The 25849-nt window shown below is 69.2% G+C and carries 16 protein-coding genes; 2 read left to right on the top strand and 14 right to left on the bottom strand.

Features of this window, described 5'->3' with window-relative positions:
• Positions 1-85 precede the first annotated feature (85 nt).
• From ABFX45_RS32820 to ABFX45_RS46595, 6 genes are all read right to left on the bottom strand, one after another.
• The gene (locus ABFX45_RS32820) at positions 86-3232 is read right to left on the bottom strand and encodes a M36 family metallopeptidase (RefSeq protein WP_346134203.1); all 3147 of its coding nucleotides are present in this window, start codon (positions 3230-3232) and stop codon (positions 86-88) included.
• A gap of 142 nt (positions 3233-3374) precedes the next feature.
• Positions 3375-4202, bottom strand: coding sequence for a hypothetical protein (locus tag ABFX45_RS32815; RefSeq protein ID WP_346134201.1), 828 nt, complete (start codon positions 4200-4202; stop codon positions 3375-3377).
• Complete coding sequence (gene shbA, locus ABFX45_RS32810) at positions 4199-4774, bottom strand: RNA polymerase sigma factor ShbA (protein WP_346134199.1); 576 nt, start codon at positions 4772-4774, stop codon at positions 4199-4201. Before shbA ends, ABFX45_RS32815 begins: the two co-directional genes overlap by 4 nt.
• Before the next feature lie 169 nt (positions 4775-4943).
• Entirely contained in the window at positions 4944-6467 is a 1524-nt protein-coding gene (locus ABFX45_RS32805; protein ID WP_346134197.1) for a serine/threonine-protein kinase, read from the bottom strand.
• A gap of 288 nt (positions 6468-6755) precedes the next feature.
• Positions 6756-7436 carry a hypothetical protein gene (locus ABFX45_RS32800; protein WP_346134195.1) on the bottom strand — a complete coding sequence of 227 codons (681 nt, stop codon included), beginning with the start codon at positions 7434-7436 and terminating at the stop codon, positions 6756-6758.
• A 1061-nt stretch (positions 7437-8497) separates the two neighbouring features.
• Entirely contained in the window at positions 8498-8902 is a 405-nt protein-coding gene (locus ABFX45_RS46595) for an SSI family serine proteinase inhibitor (protein ID WP_428834263.1), read from the bottom strand.
• Positions 8903-9697: 795 nt separating this feature from the next.
• Here ABFX45_RS46595 and ABFX45_RS32795 point away from each other — a divergent pair.
• Both ABFX45_RS32795 and ABFX45_RS32790 read left to right on the top strand, forming a co-directional pair.
• Positions 9698-10972, top strand: a complete 1275-nt coding sequence (locus tag ABFX45_RS32795; RefSeq protein ID WP_346134193.1) for an ABC1 kinase family protein — start codon at positions 9698-9700, stop codon at positions 10970-10972.
• A 96-nt stretch (positions 10973-11068) separates the two neighbouring features.
• Positions 11069-11773 (top strand): winged helix-turn-helix transcriptional regulator, encoded by a 705-nt coding sequence (locus ABFX45_RS32790; protein ID WP_346134191.1) that lies wholly within the window; start codon positions 11069-11071, stop codon positions 11771-11773.
• Positions 11774-11826: 53 nt separating this feature from the next.
• On the opposite strand, the gene ABFX45_RS32785 is transcribed toward ABFX45_RS32790, so the two are convergent.
• The 8 genes from ABFX45_RS32785 to ABFX45_RS32750 all read right to left on the bottom strand — a co-directional run bounded on the left by ABFX45_RS32785 (position 11827) and on the right by ABFX45_RS32750 (position 25601).
• Positions 11827-12570, bottom strand: a complete 744-nt coding sequence (locus ABFX45_RS32785; RefSeq protein WP_346134189.1) for a twin-arginine translocation signal domain-containing protein — start codon at positions 12568-12570, stop codon at positions 11827-11829.
• 302 nt (positions 12571-12872) lie between these two features.
• Positions 12873-13490: a hypothetical protein gene (locus ABFX45_RS32780; protein WP_346134187.1), complete on the bottom strand. Its 618-nt coding sequence runs from the start codon at positions 13488-13490 to the stop codon at positions 12873-12875.
• A 981-nt stretch (positions 13491-14471) separates the two neighbouring features.
• Entirely contained in the window at positions 14472-15536 is a 1065-nt protein-coding gene (locus tag ABFX45_RS32775; protein WP_346134185.1) for a cobalamin-independent methionine synthase II family protein, read from the bottom strand.
• Positions 15537-15604: 68 nt separating this feature from the next.
• Complete coding sequence (locus tag ABFX45_RS32770) at positions 15605-16030, bottom strand: acyl-CoA thioesterase (protein WP_109634974.1); 426 nt, start codon at positions 16028-16030, stop codon at positions 15605-15607.
• Positions 16023-21710 carry a type I polyketide synthase gene (locus ABFX45_RS32765; RefSeq protein WP_346134182.1) on the bottom strand — a complete coding sequence of 1896 codons (5688 nt, stop codon included), beginning with the start codon at positions 21708-21710 and terminating at the stop codon, positions 16023-16025. The genes ABFX45_RS32770 and ABFX45_RS32765 overlap by 8 nt, the downstream gene beginning before the upstream one ends.
• A complete protein-coding gene (locus ABFX45_RS32760) occupies positions 21707-22717 on the bottom strand; it encodes an enediyne biosynthesis protein UnbU (protein ID WP_346134181.1) in 1011 nt (336 codons plus the stop codon). The genes ABFX45_RS32765 and ABFX45_RS32760 overlap by 4 nt, the downstream gene beginning before the upstream one ends.
• On the bottom strand, positions 22714-24663 hold the full coding sequence (locus tag ABFX45_RS32755) for a CRTAC1 family protein (protein WP_346134179.1): 1950 nt from the start codon (positions 24661-24663) through the stop codon (positions 22714-22716). Before ABFX45_RS32755 ends, ABFX45_RS32760 begins: the two co-directional genes overlap by 4 nt.
• Positions 24660-25601 (bottom strand): DUF1702 family protein, encoded by a 942-nt coding sequence (locus ABFX45_RS32750; RefSeq protein ID WP_346134177.1) that lies wholly within the window; start codon positions 25599-25601, stop codon positions 24660-24662. The genes ABFX45_RS32755 and ABFX45_RS32750 overlap by 4 nt, the downstream gene beginning before the upstream one ends.
• Between the last annotated feature and the right edge of the window lie 248 nt (positions 25602-25849).

Genomic DNA, 25849 nt, shown 5'->3' with positions numbered 1-25849 from the left:
ACCACGGTCGTCGGCAGCGAACCCGGGGGAGAGTGGGTGCTGCCGGGCTGGGCGCGGTCTCAGGCTGTGTGCCGGGACCCGCGAATCATTGCGTGTCGGTTGCGGTGACGGTGATCGGCACGTTGGCGCCCAGCCAGAGTTGGCTCAGCACATAGCGGGTGCCGCTGGGCAGGGTCGCGGACTCATCCGCGGCGGATGTCGCGGCCGAGCCGATCTGCTCGCACGACGAGTTGTAGAAGTAGAGGTCGATGTCGTAGGCGGGGCCGCTGCCGGTGACGGCGACCCGGTGGGCGCCGTCACCGAAGCTGTCGGGCAGCCGTGTCACCCAGCCGTCAGCCCCCTGGACGGGAGCGGACGGCACAGCGCAGCTGGTGGTGAGCGCGGTGGCGGTGACGCCCGCGGGCGCCGTGCCGGTGCCGGGGTTGCCGGCGGCGATGGTGCCCGTGTCGGTGATCGGCTCGTCGGGCGGCAGCGGCGGCAGTGGTTCGACTCCGGTGGCGGCGGTCGTGAACACCTGCAGTTCCGCCGCCTGGACGTTGGTCTTGGTCTCGCCGAGCGCCGAGTCGGCCCAGAACCGGACGTACTGCGCCTGCACCGGCTGGTCGAGCGTGAACGTCCGGTAGTGCAGATCGGGCGCAACCGGACGCGGCGCCTGGTAGCCGAACGCGTCAGGTGCCGACCGCACGGTCCGCCAGTTGACGCCGTCGGTCGAGGTTTGCAGCGTGAACCCGCGCAGGCCCTCGAACCGCGCCGTGGTGAACGCGCTGACCTGGACGCTGGAGATCGGCGCCGCGGCGGCCAGCTTGACCACGACGTTGCCGGTGCCCGGTGTGGTCGACCAGGTGCTGGCCTCGGTGTCGTCCAGCAGTCGCGTGGCGTCGGCCGTGGTCGAGGAGACGACGGTGGCACCGTTGGCGACCGAGGCGAGGTTCGGGCTGAGCGAGAACTTCCGCGCGGTGGTCTTGCCCGCCTTGACCGTGATCCCGGTGAACGTGCGGGAACCGAAGCCCGGTGCGGTGATGGTGACGGGGTAGGCGCCGTCGGCCACGGTGGCCGAGAACGCGCCGGTCGCCGAAGACGTCCGAAGCGGGGACACGCGCGCCTCGAACACCCCGAGGACAACCTTCGCGCCGGCGATCGGCTTGCCGGTCGCCGCGTTGACGACGGTGCCGGTCAACGTCCCGTTGAGCGCCGGGTTGACGTGTGCGAAGGACGGCACCGGGTCGGTGTCGTCACCGCCGTCGCTGGTGGCTCCGGCGCCGAGGCCGCGCTGGGCGAACGCCCCGAAGGCGGTGTCGACGACGGTCGAGTAGTCGGCGCGGGAGTGGTAGCGGTTGTCCAACGCCGTGCGCATCGCGTCCCTCATGTCCACAAAGGACGGATCCGGCGGCGACAGCGGCATCGCGTCGGTGATCACGCGCGCGGCGATCTCGGCGCCTGTCGCTTCACCGAACCTCGCGACGAGGGCTCGGCGCATCTGCCACAGGGTCGCGGTCCAGATCTCGCCGTCCGCATGCACCTCGTCGCCGACGAGGTCGTAGCCGATGTCGCCGAACGTGGTCGGGTTGGCGTCGTAGTCCCAGTTGCGGATGCCGCGCGCGGCGTTGCCGGTGGCGTACTCACCGACCACGGCCTTGTCGCTCAACCCCTTGCCGTACAGGTAGTTCAGCCCGTACCAGTCGCCCCAGCCCTCGCCCATCGAACCGGACTGGTGGGCGTTGAGGGCGTTGTCCTGCCCGCTGACGTAGCGGTTGGACAGCCCGTGCGCGTACTCGTGCTCGATGACGGTGGCGTCGAAGTCGCCGTCGCGGTGCGGGCCCTCGAACGCGTCGTTGATCGGCTCCCACAGGAACATGCCGCTCCACGGCGCGATGCCGTCCGGCAGGGTGAGCATGTAGGCGTTGTCCCGGCCGGTGTAGGTGGGCGAGCCGCCCGTCGCCGCGCCGGCCTGCACCAGGCCCAGGATCGGGTCGCCGCCGTTACCGCCCTTGCCGTTGTTGGCGACCTGGAAGTTGCCCGCGGACTCGGTGAAGCCGAGCGCGTAGAACTCGTCGTGGATGCGGTTGTGGTGCCAGAACAGGTTGGTGGTCGCTGCATCGACGTCCAGGACGTAGCTCGGCGGCACGGTCTGCCCGGCGCTGCGGCCCCAGTTGTCGGCGTAGGCGAAGTTGAACTGGCCGGTGGGGCTGACCGGGCGCGGCCCCTGGTCGGCGGGCACCAGGAAGTTGGAGTGGTTGGCGTAGCTGTTGGCGTTGTTGCCGAACGTGGTCGGGCCGGGCAGTCCGGCCAGGCCGGTCGGGTCGACGTACCCGCTGGGGGACTGCGCGTTGGGCCCGAACGGCTTGATCACCGGTGTGCCACCGCGCGCCGCGCCTGGATGGTTCTCGTACACCGTGCCTTCCGCGTCGTGCTCCACGAGACCGGCGCGGTAGAGGATCTCACCGGTGGCCGCGTCGACCACGGTGTCCCACGCCTGGTCGAGCGCCTTGACGAACAGCACGCGGAAGGCCGGGCGTGCGCCCTCCGCGGTCGGGAACGCCGCCTTCTCCACATAGGACTCCGCGGCGAACGGCCCCCTGGCGAACTTCTCGAATCCGGCCTGGGCTCCCGCCGAGGCCGGCGTGAACGAGACGCCGGGCGCGAGCCCGGCCACGACGGCGCCGAGCGCCTGCGCCGAGGTGAGCCGGTGCTCGGTGAGCAGTCCGCCTCGCGCGGGGTCGCCCGCGTAGGACAACACCCGTCCATCCGCTGCCACGGCGATCGTGAGGTGACCGCCGCGCACGGCGGGCGCTCCTCCGAACACCTGCCGGAACGTGACCACCCGCGTCCCGGTGCCGACGAGCTCGTGGTCGCGCACGACGGTCAGCGCGGCGACGTCTGCGGCGGTGAGCCCCAGCACGGCACGGTTGGAGTCGAGGAAGGACCGGGCGACATCGGCGGGCGCCCCGTCGCGCCGAGCTGTGAGCCACCCGCCGTCGCGGCGGATGGTGCGAGGGGTGCCGAACCTCGGGTCCCACGTCACCCTGGTGCCGGGGCCGGCCTCGCCGGCCAGGGCACGCGCGGCACTCAGCTGGTCAGCGGTGGGTTGCACCGCGGTGCCTTTCCGGACGTCGAACGACGAGTCGTGTTCGGCGGCGACGTCCGGTGGGACGACTGCGGCCGCGGCGCCTGGTACCAGCGCTACCGCGCAGGTTAGGGCGAGCGCGGTCAGGAGAGAGCGGCGTACACGCATGGACGCTCCTTGACCCTCGGCGGGATCGTGCTTGGTCCGCTGTGGATCGGTGCCGCGGCCGCCGCGCAACGCGCCTGGTCGGGAAACTTCCGCAATTGATCGAAATGACGCCATTCAACGCAGTGACAGTGCGCTGTTCGGGTTAGTGCCCAGGTGCCGCCGACGCGGGTGCCACGTCGTTCTGCGGCTGGATCGTCAGAGGCGCGGACACCGGCGGAAGACCGCCCGGCAGAGTGGTCTGGGCGGCACCGGTCCGCGTGGGCACCACTCCGACCGAATTGTGCACGCCGGGTTCGCGGCTCGCCGTCGGAGTGGCAGTAGGTGGTCGTGGTGTCGCCGGCGGCACCACGGTGGACGCGGTGGGTCGCACGCCCGGATCGGCCTTGAGGTGTCCGCCGGGGTCCCCCGTGATCCGCCGCGCCGCGATGTCGGCGCGCATGGCCGTGATGTCCGTCCGCAGCCGGTCGCCTTCGCCCGGCTCGTCGACCCGCTCGGCCAACGACCACGCTTGGTCGAGCAGCCACGCGGCGGACTCGTAGCGACCATCCCCCGCCGCGGCACGGGCCTGGCCGACGGCGTGGGTGGCGTCGGCCAGGACGCGCGACGCCGCCAGGTCCGGGAACACCAGCTCGGTGACCGGCCACAGCGGACTGTCCGGGGACGCGCCCTGGGCTGCCGCGGCCACGCCACCACAGGCCAGCACTGCCGCGGTCGCCACGACCAGCGAGCCGCGTGCCCACCGGGTGCCGCGGCGTGACCGCCTGAGGGTCGACAGGGCCGCCGCGAGCAGCGGCTCTTCCGGGGTGGCCGGCTCCGGCATCGCCGCCCGCCACCGCGACAGCGTGTCGACGGCCTCCCCGTGGCCGGCGGGGTCCTCCCCGCGGCCGAGCCGGTCCAGCAGCAGGTCGTCCTCGATGAGCCCGCTGACGTCCATTGGCGGACCATCCGGTAGGTCTGCGGAGCTACTCATGCGACCACCTCGTCGGCAGCGTCCTGGTCGCGGACCCGCGCGCGCAGGTTCGCCAGCGCCCTGGACTGGGACATCCGCACCGCCGCCGGCGTCATGCCGAGCACCGCGCCGACCTCGTCGGCCGACAACCCCGCCGCCACCCGGAGCACGACGATCTCGCGCTGGGTGTCCGACAGGTCGGCCAGCAGGCGCAGCACCCGGCGGGACAGGTCCGCGGTCACGGCCCGGCGCTCCGGATCCCACTGGTCGTCCGCCGCTTCCGGCAACGTCTCGATCGGCTGGGTGGACGAGGCGGCACGCGCGGCGCGGTAGGCGTCGGCCACCTTGTTCGCGGCGATGCGGAACACGAAGGCGGCGAAGGGCATCCCGCGGTCGCGGAACCGGGGCAACGCCTCGAACACCGCGAGGCACACCTCCTGCGCCACGTCGTCCGGGGAGACCGGGGCGTGCCGCAACGAACCCAGATGCGCCCAGCAGTACCGCACGACACCAGGTCTGATCCGGGTCAGCAACTCCGCGGCGGCCGCGGACTCACCACGCCCGGCCCGCCGCGCCAGCTCACCGTCCTGCACCACCGACACCCTCCCGACCGACGCCGCACAGGGTAACCACGAGGCCCGCGGACACCACAGCCCAAGGCCCCGGCCGGGTTCCGCAGCCGCCCGTCCGCCTGGCCGGACCCCAGGCCGCGGCTGGGCCGCACGGGCACCGCGTGTCGCGACACGGACGACCGCAGGAAGATCACCCGTCCTCGCCGTCCTTGCCCTTCTTGCCATTGCCCTTCTTGTTCTCCTCCCCCCTGCCCTTGTGGTCCGGCGCGGGGGGAGGTGGCGGCGGCGTGCTGGTCGCACTGTGGACGATGGAGTCGGCGTTGATCAGGGCGGTGCCGTTGTCGAGCACGAGGTCGAGTACGCGGGTTTCCTGGACCACCGTGCCGTCGGCCAGGGTGAGCCGCAGGCCGACGGTCACGGCGGTGGCCGACGTCACCACCGGTGATGCGGTGACCACCACGTCGGTGACGGCGGACCAGCGGTTGCGGTACGCGGTCTGCCCTTGGGTCCGCAAGGCCGGGCCGAGCCGGAGCCAGGCTTCGTCGGCACGGTCGGGGAGCAGTGCGAAGTACTCCGACACCGCCCCGGTGAGCGTGGCGGGATCCGGCACCGCAGTCGTCGTCGTGGCCGGAGCGGAACCGGCATCCGACGGCGGGGTGCTCGGCGCGGTGGCCAGCGCGAAGGCGCCCACGCCGAGGCCCACGGCGAGGAGACCTGCCAGGGGTGCCACCCACCTCCGCCGGGCAGACCCTCCGCCGATGATCGGCGCGGGCCGCAGGTCCACCCTGGTGCCTGGTGGCGCCGGCACCGGCGCCACCAGGACCGTGGCGGCGTCCGGCGAGGTGACCGGTTGTGTTCGGGCGGCCGTCGAACCCAAAGTGGACAGCGCCGCAACGCGATTCCCGGCGACGGCTCGCAGTGCGTCGGTGACCTGCTCGGCCGTCGGTCGCCGGTCGGGGTCGGCGCACAGCACGGCCATCAGCACCGGGGTGAGCGGACCCGCGAGCCGGGGCGGCGGGAAGTCGGCCGCCGCCGTCCGGTGCAGCACGGCGATCGGGTTGTCCACACCCGCGCCGAAGGGCGGCGTCCCCTCCACCGCGGCGTAGAGCGTGGAGCCGAGGGAGAAGACGTCGGACGCCGCCGTGGGATCCTCGCCACGAGCGACCTCGGGCGCCAGGAAGGCGGGCGTGCCGGCCAGAACACCCGCCTTGGTGATCGAGACGTCGCCGACGGCGTGCGAGATGCCGAAGTCGGCGATCTTCACGGTGCCGTCGTCGCCCACGAGGATGTTGGCGGGTTTGACATCGCGGTGCACGATCCCGGCCACGTGCGCGGCAGCCAGCGCCGAAGCCGCTTGCGCCCCGAGCCGAGCCGCGGTCGCCGGCGCGAGGGGCCCCTGCTCGGTCACCAGCGCGGCCAGGCTCCGCGAGGGCACGTACTCCATGACCAGGACCGGCCTGCCGTCGTGCTCCACCACGTCGTGGACCGTGACGGCGTGGGGATGACGCAGCCGTGCGGCGATCCGGCCCTCACGCGCGATCCGCTGCCGCGCCTGCTCCTCCTCGGCCGAACCCAGGCCCGCGCCGAGTCGCACCTGCTTGACCGCCACCGGCCGCTGCAGTCGCTCGTCCATCGCAAGCCACACTTCACCCATCGCACCAGCGCCCAGCCTGCTGCGCAGCCGGTACCGCCCCGCCAGCAAGTCACCGGTCACGTCCGCTCCCCCACCCGCTCGCGTCACCAGGACAGGCTAGAGCGAGTGGCCGCCCGGCCGATGCGGTAGCCCCGCGGCCGACCCACCGCATCGGCCGTCGATGACTCTTCACCGAAGCGGGGCTCCGCCAGACGCAACGGTCAAGTCGATCACAAGCTGAACCACCTGCTCCACACCGACAGCGAAGCAGGACCTTCTGGGACCCACATCGCAGTCTTACGCACGGCTGATCAGGGCAGGTGGGCCCAGTCGAGTTCCTGGCGCAAGGCCCACTTCGTGCGGTGCTCGTCACGCACCGCAGCCGCGTGATGCGAAGCCACCTTCAGGGTCGCAGCGGGCGGACAGGACCTTGGTCCCAGCCAGCAGGCGGGCGGCTGTCCGGCAGGAGTCGCGGTTGCGGAACTCGATCGCCTGCTCGGCGGCTCGGAGCAAGACCGGGATGGCGTCGGCCGGGTGGCTCGCGGCACGGACACGCGCGAGGCGAAGCCACAGGCCGTCTGAGCAGCCACCGTCGACCGCAGCCCGCCAGGCGGCCTCGATCTCATCGTCGGCCAGCAGGATCTCCACCAACGTCGAGCGGCCCGGTGACCAGGATCCTTTGGTGGGCGGTAGGTCGGCCAGGAAAGCCAGCGCGCGTTCCCGCCATTGCGGAAAGTCGCCGGCAGTGGCGTCGCGGAGTGCGCGGAAGGTCTCCAGACTCGGTCGATCGGTGAAGTTGGCCCAGAGCATCTCGCCCGCCCGGTCGAGCCGGCCCGCGCGTACGTGGATCTTGGCCGCCAGATCACGCAGGCGAAAGTCCGGCTCGAAGTCGGAGAGGCCGCGTTCCAGCCAGGCCAGCGCCTCGTCGTCACGGCCGTCGGCACACAGCCGCTCAGCGATGCGAAGCACGTCGTAGGTGCTCGTCACGTCCCGGGCCAGCACCTCGATCAGTCCATCCGCCCCTCCCGACGACTCCCCCAGGTTCTCCATGAGGTGGCTGATGACGAAGCGGCGGGCGCTGTAGTCGTTCGGCTTCTTCGGTGGCAGCTTCCGCCAGTGGCTTGCAACAGGCGGCGGCCATCCGCGACGTAGTGCTGTGGCACCACTGAAACGGCAGCAGCGCACCACCGCACACGAGCGCCACCTGACTACGACAACATGAAACTGGCCTGCACAACCAAGCATCCAACCTGAAACCGCTGGTCAGCCCTGTTCCCATCCTTTGGTGCTCCCGCCGGGGGCACCACAGTGATCAAGTTTTTTCGCAGGTCGGCCCTGTTCCTCGCGTCAGGCCGACAAGAGCGTCAAAAGCAAAGCAGCATGTCACGCCAGTTCCGGTTCGCGCCCTCCGAGGATTCGAGCCCAACACAGGGTCAGGCCTGCTCCGCAGTACGCGGCACCGACTCCCTCCGCGAGATCACCACGGCATTGGGACCCCTCATGAGTTCGTCGACTCACTGATCGGCGTCCGCCCGTGGAGTACAACGCGTTCATCGGCCAGTGGCTCGCGGTGACATCCGTCGTCGCGGTCAGGCGGGGCTTCTGATAGTGCTGCACCGGTCGAGCCTCATCGATCAGGACGCAACCTGTTCCGTACCCGTCGCTTCCGCTGATGACCAACCGGGCGCGGCCGAGGGCATGATCGGGCCAGTGGCGACGGAGGAGCGACTGGGCAACCGAGATCAGTGCCGCCAACCAGATGAACGAGTTCGTGGCGAGAAATTGTTCACGACTCCGACAAGGGCCTGTTCGTGGTCCCTCCCGTCTGAGGTCGGTCTCATGCGGTTCGCAACCTGGGAGGCCGAGGGCGTGGTCCACGCGGGAGTGGTCTCCGGGTCGCGGCCCGCCTTGGACGGTGGCGGGTGCCGGTGGGTGCGGGCGAGCGTTGCCGAACCTTGGACCACACCCGTACTCACTCCGCCAGGGCCGCCGCTCCAACGATCTCACCTCGCCGGAAACGTGCAGGTCCGCACAGTTGCGGGACGCTGTCGAACACGACCTGTGCAGCGGCGGGCGGCGTCCGACAAGCCGCAGGACGTACTGCCCGTTCGTTAGAACGCGAAGACCGATCCGGTGGTAGTACGTAGCACACAGCTGTTGCCGAACGTACGCTCCCAGCTGACTGGCCTGCCACACCACACGCCGATCGCGCTCGCCGACACGGGATCGTAGACCGCTGGACAAGCGGACTGCGGGTCAGCGGACAGCGAGTCGAACGCCCCACCTACCGCGCCGAGTTCCTGGCACGCGCTCGCCGCGTGCGGGTGTGAGCCGCCCACGGAGGGATAACACTCCAGCACGGTACTTTTAGCGCTGCCGTCAGGAGAGACGACCGTGAGTACCAGACTGGTCTCGACCTGCGCGGTGTCGGGTTGCGCGGTGGCGACACCGGCTGCCGTGAACGGGAGAGCGAACGCCAGAAGCGCACTGCCGATTCCGATTCGCGTGGATGTCATGACTCCACAGTGGACCCAGTTCGCGTTGCACGAAACTCCAACTCGCCGGTAACACTTGATCGTGGCCGCCAGTGGTTACTGACCACGCCCAAGGTTCGTGGTACGTCCGAACGCCGCTGTCAACCGGTCACGACCACCTCGCCGACCTGGACGAGCAAGTCCTCGCAGGGGATCTGATCGGCCCGGCCCTCAGTGATCAGCGGAGCTGTTCGGCAGGATCGCGATCGTCGAGGCGATCGCGTCACGGACAGCCTGTCGCTGTGTCCGGCCGGCACGATCCGTTGTGGATCCTCCTCTGACAACCGTGCTCTTCCCTGTGGTGCAGGCGCAGCAGCAGCGTGAACCAGGTGGGTGCGCTCGACATGTTCGTCCACGCCCGTGGCGTCGTGAAGTTGGTGCGCCTGCACAAAGAGCACGGCTCGGCGTCGCACACACAAGGTTCTGATCGCGCCGCAACACATCGCGGACACAACACCTGATGTCGCGGCCTGTCCCGACCGGTGTCCCACCGACCAAGGGTCGCTCGATGCGGTGAAGCGCGTGCTGCCATCCCGAGGTGGGCGAATCGCCCTGTCTACATTGCGACGAAGGCCAAGCCAGCCCCACGCGCCTCGAACAGGAGCCGTCGTGACCACTCAGCCCACCGACGCCACCGGCCGACGACCGAGCATCCGTTCCGAACGGGACGGTTCGATCGGCCGAACGGGATCCACCGCGACGAGCCGCGCGAGCGGTGCCGCAGTGCCCCGACCCGGGGTTTCGGCGCTCTGCGGACGGGTGGCGAGGATCGTCCGCGTGCTCACCGTGCGGTCGCTGAGCCTGGGCGTGGCCACTGTCGGAGCACTGGCGCGGCGACGCAGCGCCGCGGACTACCGCGGCGCGTGGCTGGTGGACACGATCACCGACCTCGGTCCCGCGTTCGTCAAGGCCGCTCAGATGCTGAGCACCCGTGCCGATCTCGTTCCCCCATCGGTGTGCCGCGCTCTCAGCGGGCTGTACGACGATGTCAGGCCGATACCGGCACGTGAGCTGATGCCGTTGCTGGAGCGTCGACTGGGCCTCGCGAATACGCGCGCGATCCTCGCTGACAACGCCCCCGTTGCAGCGGGCAGCATCGCCTGTGTCTACCACGCCACTCTCCCGGATGGCCGCGAAGTCGCTGTCAAGGTGCGGCGACCGGACGTCGCGCGAACGCTCGGCATCGACCTTGCCATCATGCGCGGCCTCACCCGGCTGGTGGCCCGCGTGCCGTTGCTGCGCGACGTACCCGCAGTCGACATCGTCGACCAGGTGACGGAGTCGGTCTACGGCCAGCTGGACCTGGTGGCGGAATGCGACAACCTGGAGCGCCTGCGCGTCAACCTGGCGAAGTTCCCCGATGTCCGAGTCCCGGCGGTCCACCGCGACCTGTGCGGTGAGGACGTCGTCGTGATGGAGTACCTCCAAGACCTGCGCCGGCTTCGGCCGGAGGACATGACCGAGGAATCCAAGGAGCGCGCCGTCCTCTCGGCACTGCACGCGGTGTACCAGATGCTCTTCCACGACGGGTTGGTCCACTGCGATCTGCACCCCGGCAACCTCTACCTGCGTCAGGACGGCTCGGTCGTGATCGTCGACGCCGGTTTCACGGTCCAGTTGCGACCGCAGGCGCAGGACAAGTTCGCCTCGTTCTTCCACCAGATGGCCAACGGCAACGGCAGGCGATGCGCGGAGATCGTCCTGTCCACGGCGAAGCCCGGTCCGAACGCGGACACCGGCGGGTTCTGCCGGGAACTGTCCGGCCTCGTCGAGTCCGTCTCCGGTGTCCGCGCCGCCGACTTCGACCTGGTGCGGTTCGCGACCAAGCTGTTCGACATCCAGCGGCGGTACGGCCTTTACGCCGATCCCCAGTTCGTCTTCCCCATCCTGTCGCTGATGGTGCTGGAGGGAACCGTCCGGGACTTCGCACCTGACATCGACTTCCAGCGCGAAGCGCTGCCGTTCCTGGCCCAGGGTGTCCTCGAACGGGCGATCCGCGCCTGGCAGGCGACCCTGCCCGAGCAGACGGCGGACGGTTCCGCTGCCGAGTAGCGACCTGACCGCACAACCGTCCGGTCAACCACCCGGATGGCTGACTGGACCGCCGATCTGGCCACGCGTACCCGGCCGCGCCCTATGCTGGAGAAGATGGGGAGCAGTGAGCGACTGGACGCGGGTTCCGAGGGATCCGGCCGGTCTGCCATGCGGGAACGCAACTACCGTCAGTACTGCGGCCTGGCGAGTGCCCTGGACGCGGTGGGAGACCGGTGGACCCTCCTCGTCGTGCGGGAGTTGCTGCTCGGCCCGCGTCGATACGTGGAGCTGCAGGCCGACCTGCCCGGCATCGGCACCAATCTCCTGGCCGCCCGGCTGAAGAAGTTGCGAGAGCTCGGCCTGGTCCGGCGAGCTGGTCACGCCCCGCACTCCTACGACCTCACCGCGGAAGGTGAGCGGATGCGGGACTCGGTGCTGGCGCTGTCCCGCTTCGGCATGGGACTGCTCACCGACCCGACGGCGGATGTCGTCGTCCGTCCGCACTGGGGTTTCCTCGCGGTCGCTGCCATGGCAGACGCGGACAGGCTGCCAGAACTGAGCGAGGCCTACGAGTTTCGCGTCGATGACGAGGTGTTCCACCTGGCGGTACGGGACGGGCATGCCCGGCCCGCGCGGGGCCCGGCGCCCGCGCCGGCGCTGGTGGCGACCACCGACGCAACCACCTTCGTCCAGATCGGCGCCGGACTGATCGACCCGATGGACGCAGTGGCCGCGAACCGGTTGACCTTGACCGGAGACCCGGCCGCGGCCGTGCGGTGCTCGGTCGTACTCGGGTTGACGAAGGCGCCGCAGGCATGAGGCTCTGTGACCGCCGTCGGCGGTCACTCGTACCCGGCTGGCTCAGCCGAAGCTCAGTCCTTACCCACGTTGATGTTCATTCCGCGCAGCTCGGCGAACCGGGTGCCACCCGAGCCGATCTGGATGGGCTTCTCCAGCTTGTAAAGCTGACCGCCGACGGCGAGCGGACGGCCGTCCGCCCCTGTGGTCTCGCTTTGGGCCCCTGGAGGGAAACTCAACATGCTAGCCACGAGCTTGGCAGGCGAGAGGGTGTCGAAGGTGAAGGGCCCCACGCAGTCGCCGCACCGGTCAAAGCTGATCTTAAAGCTCAGGAGCATCGTCTGCAGGAAGCCGTTCGGCCCCAGGTTCAGGACGCTCATCGGGGAGATATCGAAGTCCGGCAACTTGATCGTGATCTTGCCGAACAGCTCGTGGAAAGCCACTACCTCGTGGGTGAGCACCTGAAGCCGCACGAAGCTCGGTCCACCGATCAAGACTTTGATCGTGATCCCGCCCCGGAAGTCGAGCCTTGGCAACGGCGGGGGGAGGTTGACCAAAAGACTGGCACCGAACGCCTTGCAGCTGCAGCGGATTTCCTGCCCGATGGCCGGCAACAATATACGGTTCTCCGGAGACGGCTCCTGCCATTCATCGAGACCGTACGCCGCAGGCGTATTCATAAGGGTCCCCGCCGCCATGGAACCCGCCGCAACGGCGGCACCGGCCATTCCCACCTTACGCAGGAATCCACGACGGTCGTCGTCCTGAACCGGAGGGAGTTCAAGAGGGGGCAGAAAATTCTTATACCGATCGAGCATGGCTCTTCCCTTTTCGGTCGTCCGGCATCAGCCGGCGGTGTCAGACGCGTTCAGCGCCGATGACCTCATCAGGTGAGGCGGTTCGACAGTTCGCTCCAGCCCGATCGATCTGGCCTCGCCGCGGTTCCACTTCCTGGTCGCACTTGAATTTAAGATAGTTCCAGCCATCCGGCAGCGGAAGCGGGCGACATTCATTCGTTCGAGGGAGCTGCGGAAAAGATCCACATCGAAACGCCGCAGGTGGGGCACAGGGCAGACCCGGTGCCCCACCTGACTACGACATCTCACGAGCTACATCGACATCATTCCGTGGCGCCGAGGATGCCGGTAGGAAGCACATCACCGATGATGCCGCCCGACAGCACCGAACCCACCAGTTGGACCACGCTGTCCACCAAGTTGCCGTCACCGGTCGGCACCGAGGTTGTCGGACCGCCGTCAGACGGCTCGTTGGCAGGGTCCAGCGGGGTGCTCAGCGCGCAGCCTGCACAGGTCGGCGGAACCGTGCCGCCAGGAGGCGTCGTGCCTCCGGGGGGAGTGGTGCCCCCAGGCGGAGTGGTGCCGCCAGGAGGCGTCGTGCCTCCGGGGGGAGTGGTGCCCCCAGGCGGAGTGGTGCCCCCAGGAGGCGTCGTACCACCAGGAGCAACGATGATGACGGCTTGGTTGACCACCGTGATCGTGGTGGCCTGGTAGTGGATGACCGTGCCGGAAGGCACCATGATCACGCTGCCGGAAGGCAGAACGACCTGCACGGGCGCACCCGATCCCGGCACGATTGTGATCGTCGTGCCACCGTCGATCACAATCGTGGTGATCTGAGTGATGACAGTGCCACCAGGAGGCGTCGTACCACCAGGAGGCGTCGTACCACCAGGAGGCGTCGTACCACCAGGAGGCGTCGTGCACGGCGTGCACGTCATGCAAGACGACGGCACCGGCACACTCTCCCGGACGGCGAGATCACGCGGTCCGCAACGCTCCATCTCCGCGGCGGGCTCAGCGACGGGCTCCGCGACAGGCTCCGCGACAGGCTCCGCGACAGGCTCCGCGACAGGCTCCGCGACAGGCTCCGCGACAGGCTCCGCGACAGGCTCCGCGACAGGCTCCGCGACAGGCTCCGCAACGGGCTTCGCGACGGGCTCCGACACCACGACTTCGGACGACGGAACCGAACCGACCGCAACAGGCTCAGCCCCGTAGGCAGGCGAGAAAGCTGGTCCTATGACCAACCCCACCCCCACCAATACGACGCCAACAGCGCGTACCATTCTGGCCACTTCGGACACTCTCCAGTCTCTCTAGTCGCCACGCTTCGAGAAACACCCATGCGGTGCGACGGCGATACCATTGAGGACATCTGGAACTCTGATCTCCCAAACCCGGACCTACCACTTGGGCCGCCACTGGAAACACCAACAGGTGTCCCATATCCCCCGATAGATACCATCCGAAAAATATTGACTGCGGTCCGTTAGTGGCCCTGTTTCACACCTGTGGCCGAGGCGCGCCGGAAACACGAAGAGAAATCACGTAGACGGCTTGATCACAGCATTTGGCCTCATTGCGGCGACAGTCCACCCGCGCCGTGCCAGGAAGGCTTGGCGGACAACGGAGAGTCGTACACCGGCCGGTTCGGAGCCGGCACCGGTCGTATCCGGTCTCCTTGGGCATCGGCGATGTCGCACGGCCGGTTGTGCCCTGTCCGGCAGCCACCGGACGAGTTCGCGGATGGGTTGAGCATCGCAACGGTCCGCGGATGGGTTTCGTGCTGCCGCACAGCACGAAACCCATGGCATGCGGGCCACCCAGGGCAGATGAGGCGGCGGGAGGGAAGCACGACCGAACGCCGGTTCACAGCTGCTCAGGTGCGTGTCCTACCTCCATCGATCACAGGCGGTTGTTCAGACTCCCAGAGCCTCGGCGGCGAGGTGGGTGCCTTCCACCCTGGCCGCGATCTTCGCGAAGGCGGTGTCCCGAGAGGTCGAGGTGTCGTCACCGAACGGTGAGAACCCGCAGTCGTCACACGTGCCCATGCGATCGAGCGGGAGGTACTCGGCCGCTACCAGGATCCGGTCGCGCACCTGCTCCGGAGTTTCCACCACGGGGTTGATCGGGTCGGTCACGCCGATGAAGACCCGCTGGTCGGCCTGCAGGTTGCGGCTGATGATGTCGAGCACCCGGCGCTGGTCGGTCTCGCTGGCGAGCTGCAGGTAGAAGTTGCCGGCGGCCAGGCGGAACAGGTCCGGGAGCAGCTCCAGGTAGTCCACGTCCAGGCTGTGCACGGAGTCCTGGTCTCCGCCAGGGCAGGTGTGCACCCCGATCCGCTGCCGCTCGGCGTCGCTGAACTGGGCGAGCACGCGGTTGTTCAGGTCGATGAAGCTCCGGAGCAGTCCCTTCGAGGGATCGAGCTTCAGTGACAGCCGCCCCTCGGTGAAGTCCAGCTGCACCGAGGCCGCACCGCCGTCGAGCGCACGCCGGATGTCCGCGGCGGACTCCGCGACCAGATCGTCGATGAACTCCTTCCGCACGTAGCCCGGCACACCGTCCGCCGGGTACAGCAGACTCAGCGCGGACGGTGCGATCACCGCCTGCTTGATCGGCAGGTCGGTGTGCCGCTGCGCCCTCGCCAGGTAGTCGGCGGCATAGGTGCCGTAGCGGAACGGACCGCCGGTCAGCACGGGAAGCTGACGGGTGTGGCCGTCCTCGAACGGAATCGTCACCCCACCGGGGGCCAGCTTCTCGAAGCCGGCCAACGGATAGGTGACGAAGCTGGGCTTGGTCTGCTCACCGTCGGTGATGACCGTCGACCCGGTCTTCTCGAACCTGCGGATGGTGTCGCTGAGAGCCTGCTCGTACAGCTCGTCGAGTTCGGCCTGACCGATGCGGCCGGTCTGGAACTTGGCGACTCCGTCGATCAGCTGCTGGGGACGCGGGATGCTGCCGATGGGCTCTGACTGGATGGGCAAGGCGGACGCACCTTTCGTTCTGGGTTCTGCTCACGTTCCAACCGGGTCCCGGACGGAGCCCCGAGGGCTCATTCGATGTAGTGCGACAACGCGTCCCGCAGTTCGGCGGGCACGCTCACCGGCACGGTCCCCTGTTCGGTCCTGCTCATGCACGCGATGGTCTGGCTGCCCCTGGCCACCAGCTGCGCCACCGGACCCGAAGTGCGGTAGTAGTCGAACGTCATCGTCACCCTGTTGTCGCTGGTGCCCTGCAACGCCATGCGGAGCTCGACCGTGTCCGACGCGAAGAGCTCGTCGAAGAAGTCGCACTGGCAGGAGACCGTGACCAGTGCCAACGCTCCCCGCAGCGCGCGGAGCACACCAGGTGCGTGTTCCATCAGGAAACGTTCACGGCAATGTCCCTGCCAGCGCAGGTAGTTCGTGAAGTAGACGTTCCCGACGAGGTTCGTCTCCTCGAGAGTGATCACGTGCCGGTAGTCGAACGTCCTAGCCACGCTCACCGCTTTCCGGTGCGGCGACCAGCACGGCAACGGCGACCGGTGAGTCGACGCCGCTGATCGGCACCACCGCGGAAACGACGGTCACGGCCCCGGTGCGCAGCACCACCCAGCCCCCGTCGTAGACGCCGCCGAGGACGAGCGGTGCACCGGGCGGATAGCCGATCTTGGAAAGACACTCGACAGCGGTCCAGACCCTGGCTGCGGTGTGCGTGACCGGTTCGGTCAGCATCGTGCGGAGCTGCTCGATGAACGGTTCGAACCGTGAGCCGACCAGCCGCAGCCACTCGTCGCCGGTTCTCAGCCCGACCGCCTCCCAGTCGCACGCGACGCGGGCAGCGGCGGAGACGCTCAACACCATCCCGTTCTGGTAACTGCGGCATTCCCGTCCGGACAGATCCGCGGGACCGGCGTGGCAAGACCGGTTCTCACCGAACCTGTCGCCCGCACCGACCCGCACCGTCAACCGGGGAGCGGGAACCAGCGCGAGCACCGACCGTTCCAAGTAGACAGCGAGCAGTGCGGCGGACCACGGCCCGGACGCCGGCAACGGACCCGTGTCGCGCAGCCGCAGTCCCGACCAGCTGACCCGACGCCTGCCGTCGCAGTCCAACGCCACCACGTCCCAGACGTACTCGCCTCCACCGGCGTGCCGTTCCGACGCGAGCACCTCCACCGCCGCATCCGCGCCGGGTTCGACCGCGAAACGCTCACAGCCGACCGGCAGCAGCCGCCGGTGCGGCACACACGCCTGCAATGCGTGCACTGTCGCGTCGTTGCCGGTTGGATCACCCAGCAGGGTCAGGTCGTCGAGCCCTTGCTCCGGTGCGTGCAGCCGGAACCGGCAGTGCCGTGCGGCCAGGGCCGAAAATCGTTGCACCAGACGAAATCTGCCGGTGTGGAAGAACAGCGGGCCGTACAGTTCGTCTCCGCTCAGGGGAACCTCGCCTTCCGCCAGGTCCTCTTCTGGCAGAACCGCGCCGCTGACCCGCGTGAGAGGGAACCTCGCGCGGAAGTGGTCCACCTGACAACGTGTCTCGTCGCTGCGCAACACCACTAGGACGGCGTCGTCCTGACGCAAGGCGCACACCCGCACCATGCGAGCACCGTCCTCGGGGACGATCACTGGGTGCTCCAGCGTCACGTCGGCAATCTCCCGCAGCGGCCGGCCTGCCAACGCGGAGGCCACCTGTGCCATCGCCTCCATCCCCACCACGGCTGGCAACACGGCCAGTCCGTCGATGCGGTGGTCGCGCAGGTACGTGTCGCGGCCGAGATCCAACCGGGAGTCGGCCACCAGCTCGACTTCGGGCCAGTGCGCGGACACCGTTTCCAGGAAACGCCCGCCGAACCTGGCTTCCTCCTCGGCGAGCAGTCCGCCGAGCCGGCCGTGCACCGCGACCGTGGCAGGCAGATCGTTGGCGCACAACAGCTTGAGGAAGAGATCCACACCTTCCGCCACCGGGATCGGGGTCACGTCCAGGCGCAGCAGGGTGTCGAGCACCCCCAGCGACTCCCCCATCCCCGCACCTGACCACACCGACCAGTCCAGGTTGAGCACGCGGCAGTCCGGGAGTTCGACCGCGAGTCGTTCCGCCTCCGCCCGCAGCGCCCCGTTGGCGAAGGCGTAGTGGCACTCGCCCACCAGCCCGTGGCGGCCGATCACAGAGCCGAACGTCACCAGCAGCCGGAGCCGCCCGCGGTCGAGCGCGGCCAGGAGGTTGTGCAACCCGATCGTCTTGGGCGCCAGGTGGGTGGCGAACCGGGCGTGGTCCAGTGGGTCGAACCTCACTGGTTCGTTGACCCCGCTCGCGTGCATCAGGGCCGTGATCGGGCCGAGGCACTGTTCCAGGCGGCGCACGCCCGCCTCCACCGCCACGGGGTCGGCGACGTCCACCGACTCGTAGGCGACCCGCAGCCCCTCCGCCCTCAAGCGGTCCACGTTGGACCGCAGCAGCTCGTCGGTGTGCGGATCGGCTCTGCCTACCAGTGCCAGCGCGGCACCGCACCTCCGGGCGAGCGCCGCCGCACACTCGTAGCCGATGCCCTTGCCACCGCCACTGACCAGGAGCACGTCCTGCTCTTCCAGCGGCAGTTCGCCCTCGGCGAGGTGCCACACGGGCCGATGCCTCGGTTCGGTGGCAACCCCCTCGGCGTCGAGCACGACTTCTCGCCACTCTCCAGCCGCCACGACGGCGTGGCGAGCGGCCGCACGAACTCCGTCGGAACTGGGCGGTACGCGCAGCAGCGTGATGCCCAGTCCTGGATGTTCCATCCGCAGGCTGCGCAGGAATCCACTCAGACCCGAACCGTGGGTGATCACCACCAGCTCGCCGGAGCCGAGCGCCGAGCTCACCGCCGAGAGCAAAGTGCCGACCACCTCAGGGGCCGTCGGGTCGGGCAGGTAGAGCAGGTCGGCGGTGTCTCCAGAGCCCGCATCCGATCCGCCGAACAGCACATGGATCTCGTCGGCCAGCCCGGACGTCCGTCCGTCTGCCACGTGCGTGCGCCAGCGACGGGTTTTGCCCGGTGAGTCCGGCTCGACGGCTGGGCCGGTCTCCTCGACGAAGCACCGGATCCAGGACGCCACCCCGGCGACGGGCTCGTTCTCCCCGCCCGTCTCGGCTGCGGGCAGGCTCTCGATGGTCTCGATCAGCTCGGCGATCGACGCGTCGGCCATGGCCAGCGGCGCGACGGGGCGCTCACGGCCGGCCGCGTCGACCGCGGCGAGGACGAGCTGGGTGACCGCGAGCGAGGTCATGTGCAGATCACCGAGCAGGCGAGCTCGCGGGTCGAGCGACGCCACGTCCAGCTCACTCGCCTCGGCGAGCAGTTCGAGCACGACCGTCCGCGGGTCCCTGGACTCCTCTGCCGGGGCAGCAACCTCGGCGGAGGTGATCACGGTGGCGGGCAGGACCTCGATCGGCCTGACGCTGGACACCGACGAGCAGGGATTGGCCAGGAACCGGCGGTCGCGCCAGATGTCGATCGGTCGTGCGGGCCGGTCGGTGAAGACGGGGGTCAGGTCGTGCAACGCACCCGCGGCGAAGAGCGCCGCGACCGTGTCGGCGAGCGGCCGGTCGTCCGGCGAACCGGCGTCGACACCGACCACGGGTACCGAGCAACCTCCCGCGACCAGAGCCGACAGCGTGCGCCCTGGGCCTGCCTCGCAGAAGAGGTCGGTGTCCGGAAGCGCCTCGTCCATCGCCTGCCAGAACCGCACCGGAGCGGTGAACTGCTGTCCCAGCAACTCGCCGATGTCGTCCTGTGCGCTCAGCGTGCGTCCGAGCACCGTCGAGACCAGCCTGGCGGCCGGGGCGCGGAAATCGACCGACTGCAGGAACGGCTTGAACTCGGCGGCGGCGCCCGCCATCGCGGGCGAGTGGAACCCGTGGGTGACCGGCAGGACCACCGTCTGCGCGCCCAGCCGCGCCGCGCGTGCGGCGACCTCGTCGATGGCGGCTCGCGCACCGGCGAGCACCTGCGAGCGTGGCCCGTTGTAGCAGGCCACGACCAATCCCGTGCCTTCGCACAGCCCGTGTGCCGTCGGCACATCGGCGACGACCGCCGCCATGCCAGTATCCCGAGGACCGAAGACCTCCATCACCCTGGCACGCTCACGCACCAGCCGGTCCGCGTCTCCAATGGACAAACAGCCCGCCCACACCAGTGCGGCGACCTCACCGAGGCTGTGACCGATGACGGCACCGGCCCGGACACCCAGCCGGTCGAGCCAGCGCAGTGCGGCCACGCTCGCCCGGAAGATCGACGGCTGTGCGATGGCGGTTCCCCGCGTCCCCGCCAGTTCCTCGTCCAACCTGAGCTCGCCACCGGTCAGCGCGAGGTCCCGGCCGAGCGCGCCCAGCTCCGCTCTGACCGGTGCGCCCTGACCGGGCAGCAACACCGTGACCCTGCCCGCGACGGCCGTGCCGAGGAAGACTCCGTCCTCGGCGGTCAACCTGCCTCGTGGTACGGATCCGACGCGCTGAGCCGCCGCCACGGCCCGTTCGGCCAGCTGCCCGGGCGTGGTCACCACCAGGGCGACCCGATGCTCACCGGGCGCGACGTCGCGGCCCCACTGACAGGCCAGGTCGTGCAACTCCGCCTCGGAGAGCCGGGGAGCCAGCTCCGCGACCCGTTCGAGGGTGGCGCGTAGTTCGGCGGCATCGCTGCCCGCGAGGACGAACACGTCGGTGCGCGGCGTCGGGCGGGGGCGCGACCTGATCGGCGTCGAGACGGTACGAGGCGGTGACACGACGGGATCGCGCAGCGCGACGTGGGCGTTGATGCCGCCGAACCCGAAGGAGCTCACCCCGGCCAGCCTCGGTCCGGCCGGCCACGGTTGCGCCTCGGTCAGCGCGCGAAACGGTGACCCCGCGCTGGTGAGGACGTGGTGGGGCCGTTCACAACCGGTGGTGGGTGGCAGCACGCCCGACGCGATGCTGAGAGTGGCCTTGATCAGGCCCGCGACGCCGGACGCGGCTTTGGTGTGGCCGATGTTGGCCTTGATCGAACCGACGGCAGCCTGATCACGTGCTCCTCTGCGCAGTTCGGCGAGGGCGCTCAGCTCGGTTTCGTCACCCACGGCGGTCCCAGTGCCGTGTCCTTCGATCAGACGCACCTCGGCGGGGTCGACGCCCGCCATGTCATAGGCACGGCGCAGCGCGAGCAGCTGTCCCTGCTTCTCGGGTCTGGTGATCCCTCCGTTGCCATCGGACGACAGACCCCATCCGGTGATCTCGGCGTAGACCCGCACTCCCGCGGCACGTGCGTCCGCGGCGCGCATCAACACCACGACGCCGCAACCCTCGCCGGGGATGAAGCCATCCGATCGCTCGTCGTACACCCGCATCGGCCCCGCGGTCAGCGCTCCGGTCTTGGCGAAACCGACCAGCTCGAACGGGTCGATGCTGAGGTCGACGCCGCCGGCGAGAACCACGTCGGCACTGCCGTCCCGCAACGACCTGCAAGCGGTCACGACCGCGAGCAGCGCCGAGGAGCAGGCACCGTCCACTGTGTACCCGCCGCCGTGGAGGTCGAAGTGGTTGCAGATCCGGCCCGCGATCGTGTTGGACAGCGCACCCGCGAGGGTCTCGTCCCCGACGGCGGGGAACGGCGCGAGGTAGTGCGTCTCGGCCCGGCCGAGCAGCAACCCGGCCTGCTCGGCGGAGATCTCCGCCTCCGCGAGCGCGGCCGTGAGCACGTGCCGCACATAAGGCCAACGCAGCCGCATCGTCGTCGCCCTGGTCACCTCGCCGGTCAGGCTGTTGCCGAACACGACCGCGACCTTGTCGCGCGCGAGGCCTTCCGCACCGGGCCAGCCCGCGTCGGCCAGCGCACGACCGGCCGTCTCCAGCGCGAGCCAATGCGCCGGGTCGGTCATGCGGTATGACGGCCCGGGAATCCGGAACGCGGCGCGGTCGAACTCCCAGCCCTCGATCAACGCCGCCATCGAGCTGTAGATCCGGTCGGTGGCGGTGCGGTCGGCGTCGTAGTAGTCAGCGAGGTCCAGGCGTTCCCGCGGAATCCGCCGGAACGCCTGGCGCTGGTCCAGCACCATCTGCCACAGCTGCTGCGGATCGTCCGCGTCCGGGTAACGGCAGGCCATTCCCACGATCGCGATCGGGTCAGCGTCGTCGCCGCGCCACACGGCGCCGTTGTCTATGCCGCCGTTCATACCCGGCCGTTCGCGCCGAGAACCGGCACGCCGACTTCTTCGATGCGGTCGCGCACGACCGCGTCGTACTTCTGCGATGCCTGCGCGGGCACCTCAACGGTCTGCCGCCACGAGAGGACGGCGAGGCCCACGCCGCGCAAGGCGCACACCGCCACCAAGGCGAAGAACAGACCGAACACCACGTGAAGCTGCATCAGCACCCCGTACGCCGCCGCGGTCGCCAGTCCGAACAGAACCTGGTTGCGCGGCTTGGAAGGCGACGTGGACGGGTCGGTGATCATGTAGTTGGTGAACAGGATGAACGCGGTTCCGGTGATCGGCAGGATCGCGCTGACGAGCGACAGGTCGGTGAACGCACAGCGGAGCACGGCCTGCAGGACGAACCCACCGACCCATCCCAGGATCAGTGGGATCTTCTTCGTCAGCTTCGCGTTGAGCATCGTGCCGGCCGCGAGCAGGATGACGGGGATCAACCAGTCGACAAAGCCTCTGGTCCACTCCGTGAACTGGTAGGGCGGGGCGATGCTCACCCAGGGGAACACCAGCAGCACCACGACGATGCCGGTGTTGCTGGGGTTGAGCACGTGCCGCAGGCGGCCGTTGATCTTCACCCGGATCAGGTACTTGCTCGCCACCGCGATCACCACGGCCAGCACGATGGGCATCAGCCTGTCGTTGGCGTACAACAACATCGCGCACGCCAGGCCGCCGATGTAGGCGGGCAGCAGGAAGTCGACCACCGAGCCCACCGGACCGAGGTAACGCGGCCGCCGTCCGAGCGAGGCCGCCTCGATGGACTCCAGCAGAACCTCGACCCCGAGGGCGACCAGCACCGCGACGACAGGAGTCAGGTACGCCTGCTCGAAGCCGAGCAGCGTGTGACCCACGACGGTGAGCACCGAGATGGACAACCCGAACCGGCGCAACGCGGCGCTGCGTGGATCCTTCGGCTTGCGGTGCCCCGCGGAGCCGTTCTGGTCCGTCGTCTTCCGTAGCAGCGTTTTCACTTGCCCTCCACCGTGGTCGTGCCGTCCGCGTGCAGCAGAATCCGGTGCCAGCCGGGAGTCACGTTCACCGTCGCCGCGTGCTGCTGACCGCAACCGTCCCGCCAGGACACCTCAACCGGCAGCGGGCCGTCTCGCATGTCTCCGAGACCGAAGACCAGGTCGGGAGCGTTGACGCCGTTGTGCCCGTTGGCCGGGTAGACCTGCTGGGAGTGCTTCGTGCCGTCCGGAGCAGTCAGGACGGCGGTGGCGCCGATCGCCGGTCGGCTCACGCCTTCGCTGCTTTCCGCGCACGTGCCGACGCCCGCGGGCTGGCGCAACCTCAGTCCGACGAACTCGCCCGCCGACTGCGACGTGTTGCGGTACAGCGTCGACTGGGCCCACTGGTTGGCCACGACGAAGTCCAGGCGGCCGTCACCGTCCACGTCACCGACCGCGAAGGCGCGGCTGACCGCGTCGGTGCCGACACCGACGAGGTCGGCGACGTCGATGAACCGCCCACCGCCACTCCGGGTGAAGAACGTGTTCGGGTCGTGGCCCGACAGACCGTCCTCCTCGGTGAACCGCGGCCACAGCGCGGGATTGCCGAGGATGAGGTCGTTCGACATGGCCGCCTCCTGCATCTGCGGCCACCGGTTCGTGGTGCCGCGGATGAACCCGGTGGCGTGCATGACTTCCGCCGCACCGTCGTTGTCGAAGTCGGCCGCCTTGACGTCCCAGCTCCAGCCGGAACGGGACAGTCCGAGTTCCTCGCTGCGGTCGTCGAAGGGGGCGACGCCGCGCCGCAAGGCATCCCGGTCGCCCGTGCTGATGAAAGCGAAGTTGCTTTCTTGCAGCGCGTAGGGCTCGGTGATGTTGCTGACCAGGATGTCCGGCATGCCGTCGTGGTTGAGGTCGGCGAAGCTCGCACCCATGCCCTTGAAGGAGTCCTTGCCGACCACTTTGGACTTCGGTGTCAGCGCGTGTTGTTCGCCGTGCGACTCCCGGAACCGGATCTGGCCCGGTACGGAGACGTTGACCAGCAACTGGTCCGGGCTGAAGTCGTTGGCGACGTAGAGCTCGGGCAGGCCGTCCTGGTCGATGTCCTGGGCTGCTGCCGCGAGCGTCCACCCGGTGTTCCGCGAGTCCCCCTCGACCGGGTTGACCGCCTCCGCGTAACGCACGTCGGGTGCGTTCCCACCCGTCGTGCCTGCGAAGCGGAAGTAGCGGTGGGTACCGCCGTTGTACCCGTCGGACAGCGAGTCGGTCATGACCAGCTCCGGCTGCTGCGCCGTGGGGTCGAGCACCCGCGCCCCGTCGGGGAAGTAGTTGCCGAAGAACAGGTCGAGGTGGCCGTCCCCGTCCAGGTCGGCGATCGTGGCGGCGTTGGTGTTCCACACCTGCGGCGGACTGACGAGCTCGCGTTCGGAGAACCCGGCCGCCGCGGGCGCACTGCCCGGCGTTCGCAGGAACAACACCGGCGACCGGCCCCAGTAGTAGACGACCACGTCTTGCCAGCCGTCCTCGTTGAGGTCGGCGGGAAGACATCCCATCGGGGCGACGTAGTCGGCGTACGGCAGCGTGGTCGGTGCGAGGGTGAAGGCCGCGTACCTCTCACCGGTGGTGGGTGCCGGTTCGACGGTAACCGTGTCGGTGCGTGGATCGACGAGGCAGATGTCGTGCGAGACGACACCACCGTCCACAGCGAACAGACCGGCCCCTGCGCCGACGGAGGACACCCAGTTGCGGATCTGTTCGTAGGCGGGTGCCACCGTCCGGATCCGGCGGTCGCCGTCGCGGTCGGCGGGACTGATCGCGTGGTGGTCGAACCCGAAGCGGGCGGCAAGACGGGCGCGGTCCTCGGCGGCGACCGACGGCGGCTGGGCCAGGACCCACGCCAGCACGCAGCACAGCGCTGCGGCGATCTTCGGCACGAACCGGCGGAACCCCGGAGCGGAAAGCACCTTCACGACGGCCGCCCTTCCATGTTGTCGGCCCACAGATTCCGGATCCCGGCGCGCCACTGCTGGTACTGCGCGGACGTACCGTTCGCAGGACCGAGGGCGTGCTGCGAACGGTTCGCCCACGATCCGGCGACGTCGGCGGTCACACCGGCCAAGATCGGCGCGGCCAGCCGGGTGTGTTCGGGCACGACGCCGGAGATCCGGCGTGCCTCGCAGGCGAAGGAACATCCCTGCGCGAGATCGGCCCGATACTCACCGGCGAGCAGAGCCAGCGACTCCAGTTCGTCAGCTCGCACGCCACCCGCGTAGGTCGCGGCGAGGCCGACGCCACTCCACAGGTCAGGCCGGCGGTTCCGGGGGAAGTCGTTGATGCGCAGGGCGACCGCTTCGGGATCCGCGCACTCCTGGAACCACAGCGACCTGCCGACCCCCTGGTCGCGGACGGCTCGCTGGTCCTCGGTCAGCCCGCGCTCGACGACCTTGCCGCCGATGACCCGATCGGTGTGGAAGAAGCCCTGGTGAAATCCGTAGCCGTCCCAGGCGAGCCAGCGCAGCAACGGATCCTTCACGACCGCGCGCCCCCAGCCGGGGCGCAGTCGCAGCCTGGCGAACGCCCAGCCCACCCCCACGTGCACCAGGTGCGGATAGTCGCTCGCCGGTCCGCGCAGCAGGGCTCGCGTGTTCCTCCCGCCGGACAGCGTCAGGATGTCCAAGACCGCGCAGGCCATGCCGGCGCCCTCGTAGGCGAAGCCGCGCAGTGGAACGTCGATGCGCTCGATCTCACTGGCCAGTCGGTCGTCGGCCGGCCAGGCCACGGCCGCGTTGAACCCTTCGAGAAATGACCGACCCGCACGTTCCAGCGTTTCGCGCGCCGAGCCGGTCCGCAGCCGGAACCGGCGCCTCCCGAAGTCGACCTGCTCGAGTTCCTGACCGAGTGCCGCCACCAGAGCCCGGCGAGTGCGACTCGCCGCCCTGGGACGAACGACAGCAGTTCGGCGCTCTCTTGCAATTTCCGTCGTCAACCTGGACCGCCATTTGCTCTCAGCCGCCCGCCACAAACGACAGACCGCACGGCAAATCGATTGATGCCACAATCATGCCGATCGTCCAGGCGAGCGAAAACCAGTGCAGAACAACGTTTGCAGACTTCCCGCGGGTCAGCCACAAAGAATCAAAAGCAACCTCGTACTAC

This window comes from Lentzea roselyniae (assembly GCF_039537795.1).
GTDB classification, from domain to species: domain Bacteria; phylum Actinomycetota; class Actinomycetes; order Mycobacteriales; family Pseudonocardiaceae; genus Lentzea; species Lentzea atacamensis.
The sequence above is the reverse complement of the archived record's forward strand: the minus strand, read 5'-3'. Positions and strand labels throughout refer to the sequence as shown.

Excerpts from the sequence above, each read along its gene's own strand:
- ABFX45_RS32800 (WP_346134195.1), bottom strand. The coding sequence starts at position 7,436 with ATGGAGAACCTGGGGGAGTCGTCGGGAGGGGCGGATGGACTGATCGAG.
- ABFX45_RS32785 (WP_346134189.1), bottom strand. The coding sequence starts at position 12,570 with ATGCTCGATCGGTATAAGAATTTTCTGCCCCCTCTTGAACTCCCTCCG.
- ABFX45_RS32780 (WP_346134187.1), bottom strand. The coding sequence starts at position 13,490 with ATGACGTGCACGCCGTGCACGACGCCTCCTGGTGGTACGACGCCTCCT.
- ABFX45_RS32765 (WP_346134182.1), bottom strand. The coding sequence starts at position 21,710 with ATGAACGGCGGCATAGACAACGGCGCCGTGTGGCGCGGCGACGACGCT.
- ABFX45_RS32790 (WP_346134191.1), top strand. The coding sequence starts at position 11,069 with ATGGGGAGCAGTGAGCGACTGGACGCGGGTTCCGAGGGATCCGGCCGG.
- ABFX45_RS32815 (WP_346134201.1), bottom strand. The coding sequence starts at position 4,202 with ATGAGTAGCTCCGCAGACCTACCGGATGGTCCGCCAATGGACGTCAGC.
- ABFX45_RS46595 (WP_428834263.1), bottom strand. The coding sequence starts at position 8,902 with ATGACATCCACGCGAATCGGAATCGGCAGTGCGCTTCTGGCGTTCGCT.
- ABFX45_RS32820 (WP_346134203.1), bottom strand. The coding sequence starts at position 3,232 with ATGCGTGTACGCCGCTCTCTCCTGACCGCGCTCGCCCTAACCTGCGCG.